Origin of the sequence: Methylobacterium pseudosasicola (genome assembly GCF_900114535.1) — a bacterium.
Lineage (GTDB): Bacteria > Pseudomonadota > Alphaproteobacteria > Rhizobiales > Beijerinckiaceae > Methylobacterium > Methylobacterium pseudosasicola.
On sequence record NZ_FOTK01000093.1, the window covers coordinates 1 to 7894 of the forward strand.

A 7894-nucleotide genomic window follows, 5' to 3' on the forward strand; every position below is an offset into this window, starting at 1 on the left:
CGACCGCCGAGGCGGTGGTCTCGTCGTCCTTGACGGCGAGGTGCACGTAGCGGGAGGCGCGGTCGATGGCGACGTAGAGGTAGCGCTTGCGCGAGACGCGGTCGCGATCCTGCAGCTTGGGCAGGTGCTTCACGTCGACGTGGACGAAGCCGACCTCGTAGTCCTTGAAGGTGCCGTGCGGCTTCCGGGCCTGCTCGGCGGGCGGCAGCCGGTTCAGGCCTTCAGCCTTGAGGATGCGATAGACGGCGTCCCGGTTCAGGTGTGGCAGGAAATGGCTGATGACAAAGGTCAGCGCGTCGAGGCGAAAGCCGGTGGAGCGGCGGAGCGCGCACACGATGGCACGCTCCTCATCGCCGGCGCGCCACGCGAGCTCGTGGCGTCGCGCCGAGCGGTCTTGACAGGCATCGGGGGCGCGTTTGCGCCACTCGCGGATGGTCTAGGTTGAGAGGCCTAGCGCTTGGCCAGCATCCCGGAGATGTCGTGCGAGTGGGCGATCTGGGCGCGAACAACTGGAGTGGTGCGGGCCTGGGGATGGATGGCGAGCATCAACGAGCCCTCCTGGCAGCACGGCGACGCACGCCCTCAAACCGCCACGCATAGGCTTTGATTGCTCAACGCGCTACACACCGCCCCAGCGTGCTGATCCAGGCACCCGGCCCAATCCGCCGCCTGGCCGCCGACAAAGGCTACGACGCCGACTGGCTGCGGGCCGAGTTGGGCGCCAAGAGCATCACGCCAATCATCCCAGGCAAGAGCGGTCGGAAGAAGAGGATCCACCACGACAAGCGCCGCTACAGCGAACGCTGGCGTATCGAGGCAACCTTCAACCGCGTCAAGGACTTCCGCCGCATCGCCACCTGCTACGACAAGCTCGCCCGCAACTACGCATCAGACGTAGCCCTGGCCGCCGTCATCGCCTTCTGGTGCTGATCGAATCCAGACCCTAGATTCAGCAGCGTCCTCCCTCGGGCGTGGAGTGCGATTAACTCATGTGACGGCTAGACCTAAATCAACTTACGAAGTTGCTGACTGCGAAATTTTTTTCTCCATGGATAGAAAAATCTTTGTCTAAATTTAAATCGCTGACGGTGCCTAGTACCTGCTAGAGTTTGAATCGCAGGTGGCGATCCAGATATCACCCCATATTTTGAGCCAATGAGTTCTGCTTCTCGATAATAACGGTTAAAATATTCCTCCCATGGCCAATCCGCTTTGACCCAGGGCTTTGGACCGCCGGTGAAATGGTAAATAAATGGCTCAAGAGCGCGACTTTCTTTTTCCATGATCATCATATGCTCGCTTTGAAAATTGTAGCGCTGAGATATTAAAATTGCAGAATGGGCACACACATGGTTGATAGCGCTTTGATCAGAAGAACGGCATAACTCAGCGTTTGATTTCATAAAAGCCATAGCTCGCGGAGCGGCATCTGCCCAAGTTTCCCTCAAAGTATAGATGACACCGGCGTTAAAATATTTTGAACGATCTACTGAAATAGACGCGAGATATTCAATATCATTCCTGCCAGACCAACTCAGTTCGTTAACAAACAATTGCAAATTATCGGGTGCCGCAACAATTCGACCAACCGGAGGAACAAAACTTAAAAGTTCGTCCAAATTATTGTCGACCATTACATCTCCATCGATGTAAAGAAATCGCTTAATATGTTGTGGAAGAATCTCTGTAAGCCAGAACCTGGCCAGCGTAATGGGCGGAAGATATCGGTCACGATGATACTTTGATAAATCTGATAAACCCGGGAGAGATATCCATTTTACTTGTATTGCTAACGACGATAAGTCCTTTTGAAATTGACTCGCCCATTCTGGTTCCTCTCCTAAAGCATAAATGATAACAGCTACTTCAACTTTATGTATATTAGCCCTGGCCGACATGGCGGCACTTAAAGTTGGCACTAGATACGCAGCATCACAGATAGTTACAATCGCAATTTCGCACATCACACCGCTCCGGAAAGAAAATCCATTAGTTTTGAATTCCCGATCGTCATTTATGAACTATGCGCCCCAGACTGAAGACTCCTAGAAGGAGATCTTTTGCGTTTCCAAGAGCAATACCAGTTATATTTTTAGCCCCTCCAAGATCTCTCGTTCGTTCGTGCTTAATAAATATTTCAACTCGGCTCAAAAAGCGCGACTCCCGATACAGCCTTAATCTCGCTTCATTGCTTTTGAGCCTAGATTGATAGATAACGCTTGCCTCTTCCAGATTTTTTTTCATAGATAATTCCGTGGTGACATCGGCGGTATTACTACAAATTTCCGCCATTGATTTGCAAAATTCGCGACGATATTCGTAACGATAGATAGGAACCTCGAAAAAAGACCAAAATTTTCTTATGAGATCTTGTTGTCCCGCTCCGTCGGCGTTATTATTGTGCTGTCTATACAAGCAGAGCGGTTGATTTATATGAGAGACCCTCCCAAGGGTGGCTGCAAGCGAATAAATCCATATGTCATGAGATAGGGGACGTCCATTTTGACCTTTGGGACGAATACTCGGGTCAATAAGTTGGAGTAGCCGCCTATCAAACATCATTTGATGGCCCCACCCATTCTCATGCGGATTGAGGTCTCCTTTGTTAAAAAATTTTGTACTATGAATGCCCTGACGCCCGATAGAAATTTTATTTAATTTATCATCGACAATAACAGATGTATGAATAGATATTAGCGAATCATCGCCGACTATCGCTTCTAACCCCATGCGGATCTTATTTGGTAGCCATACATCATCTTGGTCAGAAAACATTATATAATCGCCCCGGCAGGCTGCCCCGATTGCCAAAAAATTCTCGGCGTATCCGAGGCGTTTATTGGAGGTGAGAATCTTTACAGGGAACGGGGAGTAACTTGCAAATTTCTCCAACAACATAATTGTTCTGTCTGTCGAGCCGTCATCTCTTACAACCAATTCGTCGGGAGCAAGAGATTGTTCGACAATACTATTCAATTGATCTTCAATGTAGCGCTCACCATTGTAGGTTGCCATTGCGATTGAAATTGAAGGCATCTAGAGCTCTTTCGTTCCTCATCTAGCAAAATGACACAAATTCCGACAGATTGCAAAAATTCGGGCAATCTATAACATGAGTAGAAATGGTCCAGGTTTTTATATTGGAGAAAAAGCGGTTCATAAAATTCAAGGTCGGCTGGGGGTTATTATGAACCGAATTAATGTTGTTGACGGCTTCGAATATCGTCTTAGGTCATGTTGGCGTTTTTATCTGTTGTATCTGATAAGAAACGGTTACTGGCTGCTTCGTATCCTTCATCGCTGCATAAGAGATCGGTTGAGCGCACGCACTACCTGAAGGAAATATTCAATGGGCGGTTGTGCATTGTGGAACCGAGGGCGCTATGGCTGTTCATGCCGCATGACCTATCACCGTGGCCGGCTGTATATTAGTAGACGCAGCGCTAGCTGGCCCCGTAGTGCGTAGCCCGGGACCTGCATCCGGTTCTATGGATGGCAGGGAATCCCCAGCCGGAGCCGTCGACGATAGTGCGGGACAGCCGGACGCTGCGCATCTCCTCCGCGAGCGGCGAACGAGTAGTCTACGACGGGCCAAGCGCAAGCGCGGTTCGAACGTGTTTCTGGCGTTGATCGCGGCAGGCCACGGGGGACTGCACATCACACCGGCCAACTCTGACGACCACGGGGACGCAAATTTCCTGACGGGCACCACACACGCGTAGATGGATGGCCACGCGGAAACGGGCTTAGAGCGCCTAGATGTTTGGTCTCGGCATGTGGTGTGACGGATCGAGCCTGAAGCGTTCGGGCTGTTTCGTCCAGGCCTGGCAGATAAATTCGTAGGGGGTGAGGCCTCGCAGGGTCTTCAGCCGGCGACCGTAGTTGTAGGCCTCCACGAACAGTTGCAGGTGGCGGCGCAGCTCGTCGTGGTCGGTGTAATGGTAGCGCTTGACCGTGGCGTCCTTGATGGTGCGGTTCATCCGCTCGACCTGGCCGTTCGTCCACGGGCAGCGTGGCTTGGTCAGGCGATGCTCGATCTTGGTCTGCTCGCAGGCCCATTCGAACGAATGCCAGCGGTACAGGCGCGGCTTATCGCGCTCTGCCCAATAGGCCGCCACCTTGGCCTCGGCCTCCGCGTTCACCGGCTTGTTGTCGGTGAACTGAATGCCGTTGTCGGTCAGGACCGTGTGGATCGTGTAGGGCACGGCCGCGACTAGATCGCGTAGAAAGGCCGCTGCGATCCGCTGAGTTGCCTTCTCGTGAAGTTGAACGAAGGCGAACTTGCTCGTGCGGTCGATGGCAACGAACAGGTTGAGCTTGCCTTGTTCGGTGCTGACCTGTGCGATGTCGATGTGGAAGTAGCCGATCGGGTAGGCTTGAAGCGCGAACGCTTAGGCTTGTCCCCGTCGACCTCCGCCAGTCGACTGATGCCGTGACGCTGGAGACAGCGGTGCAGACTTGAGCGGGTCAGGTGCGGAATGCTGGCCTGAAGCGCGTAGAGGCAGTCATCCAGTGGCAGCAGGTTATGCCTCTGATCTGGCGATGATGACCGCCTCGTGCTCCAGGCTCAGCACCGTGGAGTGAGGCTCCTTCGGTCCCATCCGCGCATCGGTGCTGGTCGGACGTGAACGCCACTTCTGCACGGTGGTCGGGCTGATCCCGTAGTGCTTCGCGGCGGCTCTCACGCTCTCTTTACGAGCTTGGATTGCCCGACGGACCGTCTCTGTCGTTGTGGCGCTGCCGTGGAGAAGCTGTACCATAGCGCGTCCCTCCATGTGGCACCAGATGTATCACCACACAGCGGGACCAAACAACTATAGGTCGGAAGGTAAAGGATTCGAGCCCCCACCGCCTCGATCGCCTCGCGCACGCCGGCCACTTTGTGGGCCTGTAGGTTGTCGAGGATCACGGTGTCGCCGGGTCGCAGCACCGGTATGAGGCTGTCTTCGACGTAGCTGCGGAAGCGCGCAACGTTGGGGGCGCCATCGACGAGGCTGAGCGCGCACAAGCCGGTGGTGCGCAGCGCCGCGGTGATGGTGGTGGTCTTGTAGTGATGGGGTGGACGCCCCCCGACGGCATCGACGTGCCAGGCTGGTGGTGTTGAGAGCCACCACAAGGAGGCGTCCGTGATAGAGTTTAGCACCATCGGCCTGGATCTGGCCAAGAACGTCTTCCAGGCGCACGGCGCGGATGCCGCCGGTGCGCCAGTCTTCCGCAGGAAGCTGCGGCGCGATCAGGTGCTGGCCTTCTTCGCCGCTCAACCCTCTTGCATCGTCACTATGGAGGCCTGTCCCGGCGCGCATCACTGGGGCCGGGAGATCGGCAAGCTCGGCCACACGGTGAAGCTGATAGCGCCGGCTTACGTGAAGCCCTTCGTCAAACGGCAGAAGAACGATGCGGCCGATGCCGAGGCGATCTGCGAGGCCGCGCAGCGTCCGACCATGCGCTTCGTGGCCGTGAAGAGTGAGGCCAAGCAGGCCTCCGCAGTGATCTTCCGGACTCGCGATTTACTCGTCGGCCAGCGTACCCAGCTCATCAACGCGATCCGTGGCCACCTCGCCGAGTACGGCCAGATTGCCCCGCAGGGGCCAGCCCACGTCGAGCGGCTGATCGCGCAGATCGAAGATCCAGCATCGGATCTTCCTCCGGCCGCCCGCGCCAGCCTCGCCGTTCTCGTCGGTGCGCTCCGCCACCTGCAGGAGCAGACCGCAGCCCTTGATGCCGAGATAGCCGCGCGCGCGAAGGCCGACGACACGGCCCGGCGGCTGATGAGCGTACCGGGCATCGGCCCGCTGATCGCCACTGCCATCGAGGCCCTGGCCCCGCCCGTCGAGACGTTCCGCTCGGGCCGCGACTTTGCAGCCTGGGTCGGGCTGACACCGGTGCAGCGCTCGACCGGCGGTAAGGAACGCCTCGGTCGCACCTCGCGCATGGGCGAGCGAACGCTGCGGCGCCTGCTCATCATTGCCGCCAGCGCGGTGGTGCGCTGGGCCAAGCGCAAGGGCGTGCCGGCCGACTCGTGGCTCGGCCAGATGCTGGCGCGCAAGCCGCCGATGCTGGTCATCGTGGCCGTGGCGAACAAGAATGCGCGTATCGCGTGGGCCCTTCTGACGAAGGGTGGGATCTACCGAGCTCCGGCCGTCACCGCGTAGGCGGGGCGGACGCGAGGCTGTCGGAGGGCGTGAGGAGGTCGACGGACAGGTATGGCGCAACGTCGGTGAGACGGAGTTGGGAGAACCAGGCTCAGGGGAAGCGCTTCGAGCGCGCTGTAGTGATGTGGTCCCGACTCTCGCACTCCCATACGGGCCCGCGGCATGTCATCCGCCGCATCAGAGGCCGGACACATGGCAGCACCCGATCACGCGCAGCGCCCGTCCAGGGATTTTGCTTGCACCCGAGGGGGCGTCCACACATGCCCCTGCAGCACGAGCAGTCGGCACCGCTGACCATGCGGGGCGCGTCCGTAGCGGTGGGTCATGTTGGTGGCGGCCGCCGTCTCATCGAGGAACACGAGGGTGTCGGGGTCGAGATCGGGCATGGCGTCGTACCAGTCCTGGCGCTCGGCTGTCACATCCACGCGCACCTGCTCAGCCGCGTACAGAGCCCCATCTGTAATTACCCACGCGTCTGATGGTAGGGTTCTAGCACCGATGGTTTTGAGGATTGTGCCGAAGGGACTGCTTGCTGTGATGCGCGCGGTGTCGACGACGGTGCGGGTGGCGGCCTCGCCCTCAGCCGCCCACATGGCGCGGTAGCCGTTGGTCACCTTCCGCTGCACGACGGCCGGACGCAGCAGCCGCTCGGAGCCGTTGTTGGTCGGCTCGACCTTTCCGGGATAGGCGAGGAACCCTAGGAGCTGATCGCGCGCGCGGCTGATCTTGGCCTGGAGATCGCGGGTCAGGTCACGGTGGCTCGAAGTGGCCAGGATGGCGCCGAGTTGCCGATCCAGGCTCCGGCGCTTGGCCGAGAGCGTCGCGGCAGCCAAAGCGTTGACGCGCTCGGCCAGGGCGAACACGCTTCCCAGCCAGAGCTGCAGGCGCCAGGGGACGGGATCGTCGCTGACCTCGACGACGTAGGCGATATCGCGCGCCAGATGCGCCAAGCAGGTCTGATGCTCATCCGCGTGGCCTTGTTGGGCCGTGTAGCGATCCGAGATCCACACCGCCCGTCGGTGGCCATCCATCATCTCCCGCACCACGACAGCGCCGCGCGTCGGCGAGGCGGTGTGCACCACGGCTTGCGCCGAGTGGAGCACCCAGTGGTAAGCGTTCGAGCCCTCGATCCGCACGCCGGTCTCGTCGCAGGCGACGACCTCAGCCTTGCGCAGGGTCGCGATGGCCGCGTCGCGACCCGGGTTGAAGCAGCCCTGCGCGCGGTGGAGCAGGTTCATCAGCCCGCCCTGGCTGAGCGTCAGGCCGAACAGGTCAGAGAGCGCGGCCTACAGCCGTTCGTACGAGAGCGCCTGGAAGGTCTTCAGGTACGTCGCCACCGCATGCAGCCGTGGGCCGAAGGGCGTGCCGCGCGCCGCCTCCGGCACCGGTGCGACCACCCGCTCCCCACAGCGCGGGCAACGGACCGCGAGACGCTGGTGCTGCGTCACGATCGGCGCCACCGCGGGCAGCTCGATCGGCTCGGCGACGCTGACGACCTCTGCCGGAAGAGCGGCATGCAGGCTGGCGCCGCAGCACGCGCACGCCTCGGAACGATGCTCGACGACGGCATCGGGATCGTCGCTCACGACGCGGCTGTGACCCTCGTGACCGGACTTGGCGCCGCCCGGCTTGGAGTGCTCCCGCTGCTCCTTGCGATCCGTCGCGGGCGGCTTGGACGAGGTGCGCGACGTCTTCTCTGGCCGCTGCAGCCGCAGCACCACCTCATCTTGAGCCCGTCGAAG

General features: G+C 59.1%; 3 protein-coding genes and 6 pseudogenes. 2 read left to right on the top strand and 7 right to left on the bottom strand.

The window, feature by feature from the left end; all coding sequences use genetic code 11:
- Window positions 1-546, bottom strand: a pseudogene (locus tag BM228_RS32740) (transposase family protein); the annotation flags it as partial.
- A gap of 81 nt (window positions 547-627) precedes the next feature.
- On the opposite strand from BM228_RS32740, the pseudogene BM228_RS32745 reads away from it, so the two are divergent.
- Window positions 628-930: pseudogene (locus BM228_RS32745) on the top strand (transposase); the annotation flags it as partial.
- A gap of 74 nt (window positions 931-1004) precedes the next feature.
- Here the strand turns inward: BM228_RS32745 and BM228_RS32750 are convergent.
- The 4 genes and pseudogenes from BM228_RS32750 to BM228_RS32765 all read right to left on the bottom strand — a co-directional run.
- Window positions 1005-1964 (bottom strand): glycosyltransferase family 8 protein, encoded by a 960-nt coding sequence (locus BM228_RS32750; RefSeq protein WP_092047442.1) that lies wholly within the window; start codon window positions 1962-1964, stop codon window positions 1005-1007.
- A 46-nt stretch (window positions 1965-2010) separates the two neighbouring features.
- Window positions 2011-3036 carry a glycosyltransferase family 2 protein gene (locus BM228_RS32755; RefSeq protein ID WP_092047443.1) on the bottom strand — a complete coding sequence of 342 codons (1026 nt, stop codon included), beginning with the start codon at window positions 3034-3036 and terminating at the stop codon, window positions 2011-2013.
- A gap of 719 nt (window positions 3037-3755) precedes the next feature.
- Window positions 3756-4760, bottom strand: a pseudogene (locus BM228_RS32760) (IS481 family transposase).
- Between the two features lie 53 nt (window positions 4761-4813).
- Window positions 4814-5062: pseudogene (locus BM228_RS32765) on the bottom strand (transposase); the annotation flags it as partial.
- 64 nt (window positions 5063-5126) lie between these two features.
- Between BM228_RS32765 and BM228_RS32770 the strand changes: the two are divergent.
- Window positions 5127-6152 (top strand): IS110 family RNA-guided transposase, encoded by a 1026-nt coding sequence (locus BM228_RS32770; RefSeq protein WP_092047444.1) that lies wholly within the window; start codon window positions 5127-5129, stop codon window positions 6150-6152.
- A 209-nt stretch (window positions 6153-6361) separates the two neighbouring features.
- Here BM228_RS32770 and BM228_RS32775 read toward each other — a convergent pair.
- Together BM228_RS32775 and tnpC are read right to left on the bottom strand one after the other, a co-directional pair.
- Window positions 6362-6607, bottom strand: a pseudogene (locus BM228_RS32775) (IS630 family transposase); the annotation flags it as partial.
- 36 nt (window positions 6608-6643) lie between these two features.
- A pseudogene (gene tnpC, locus BM228_RS32780) lies at window positions 6644-7873 on the bottom strand (IS66 family transposase); the annotation flags it as partial.
- Window positions 7874-7894: the final 21 nt, after the last annotated feature.

Coding starts and splice junctions, on each gene's coding strand:
- BM228_RS32750 (WP_092047442.1), bottom strand. CDS start 1,964: ATGTGCGAAATTGCGATTGTAACTATCTGTGATGCTGCGTATCTAGTG.
- BM228_RS32755 (WP_092047443.1), bottom strand. CDS start 3,036: ATGCCTTCAATTTCAATCGCAATGGCAACCTACAATGGTGAGCGCTAC.